The sequence below is a fragment of the Gordonia jacobaea genome (genome assembly GCF_965344965.1).
Lineage (GTDB): Bacteria > Actinomycetota > Actinomycetes > Mycobacteriales > Mycobacteriaceae > Gordonia > Gordonia jacobaea.
Window position 1 is genome coordinate 1 of the sequence record NZ_CBDRLS010000011.1, and the last position, 1,769, is coordinate 1,769.

1 rRNA gene is annotated in these 1,769 nt (G+C 55.9%); it reads right to left on the reverse strand.

Annotated elements, in window-relative coordinates:
* A 23S ribosomal RNA gene (locus ACRVY7_RS22560) occupies positions 1-1,741 on the reverse strand; the annotation flags it as partial.
* Positions 1,742-1,769: the final 28 nt, after the last annotated feature.

The following is a 1,769-nucleotide window of genomic DNA, read 5'->3' on the forward strand; positions in this document are numbered from 1 at the left end:
ATGAAACACGGATTTACCTATGTTTCGTCCTACAGGCTTACACCAGGACAACCATCGCCTGGCACCACTACCTTCCTGCGTCACCCCATCGCTTGCCTACTACCAGCCAAGGTCCTGTGCATCACCCCACTCGAGACCCGAAGGTCTTCTCGGAGGATCTGGACAGTTAGTACAACTGATTCAGCATGGGCGCGGATACACGGGTACGGGAATATCAACCCGTTGTCCATCGACTACGCCTGTCGGCCTCGCCTTAGGTCCCGACTCACCCTGGGCGGATTAGCCTGGCCCAGGAACCCTTGGTCATTCGGCGGCAGAGTTTCTCACTCTGCTTTCGCTACTCATGCCTGCATTCTCACTCCCACACCCTCCACACCTCGTTCACACGGGCGCTTCCACGGATGCAGGACGCTCCCCTACCCACCCACACACCTAGCCCACAACCCGTAGATCATGGGCGGGCTTATGTGAGTGCCGCGGCTTCGGCGGTGTACTTGAGCCCCGCTACATTGTCGGCGCAGGATCACTTGACCAGTGAGCTATTACGCACTCTTTCAAGGGTGGCTGCTTCTAAGCCAACCTCCTGGTTGTCTTCGCGACCCCACATCCTTTTCCACTTAGTACACGCTTAGGGGCCTTAGCCGGCGATCTGGGCTGTTTCCCTCTCGACTACGAACCTTATCGCCCGCAGTCTCACTGCCCTGCTCTCACTTACCGGCATTCGGAGTTTGGCTGACGTCAGTAACCTAGTAGGGCCCATCGGCCATCCAGTAGCTCTACCTCCGGTAAGAAACACAGAACGCTGCACCTAAATGCATTTCGGGGAGAACCAGCTATCACGGAGTTTGATTGGCCTTTCACCCCTACCCACAACTCATCCCCTCCATTTTCAACTGAAGTGGGTTCGGGCCTCCACGACGTCTTACCGACGCTTCACCCTGGCCATGGGTAGATCACTCCGCTTCGGGTCTAGACCCGGCGACTCCACGCCCTATTCAGACTCGCTTTCGCTACGGCTACCCCACACGGGTTAACCTTGCCACCGAGCACTAACTCGCAGGCTCATTCTTCAAAAGGCACGCCATCACCCACAACCAACCAAATGATTCGCAGGCTTTGACGGATTGTAAGCGTCCGGTTTCAGGTACTATTTCACTCCCCTCCCGGGGTACTTTTCACCTTTCCCTCACGGTACTTGTCCGCTATCGGTCACCAGGAAGTATTCAGGCTTACCGGGTGGTCCCGGCAGATTCACAGCAGATTCCACGAGCCCGCTGCTACTTGGGCACCCATCACGCAAGACCACACGTTTTCAGCTACCGGACTCTCACCGTCTACGGCAGACCATTCCAGGCCACTTCACCTAACATGCAGCATTTATCACTCACGCCCCGACAGGTAGATCGGAGAAGATGAACCCCACAACACCACACACACAACCCCTACCCGGTATCACATGCGCATGGTTTAGCCTCCTCCGCTTTCGCTCGCCACTACTCACGGAATCACAATTGTTTTCTCTTCCTATGGGTACTGAGATGTTTCACTTCCCCACGTTCCCCCCACACAGCCTATACATTCAGCTGGTGGTAACACGACATCACTCGTGCTGGGTTTCCCCATTCGGACACCCTCGGATCACAGCTCGTTTGACAACTCCCCGAGGACTATCGCGGCCTACCACGTCCTTCATCGGCTCCTGGTACCAAGGCATCCACCGAACGCCCTAAAACACTTACAACAACACCTACAAACACACCCCACACAAA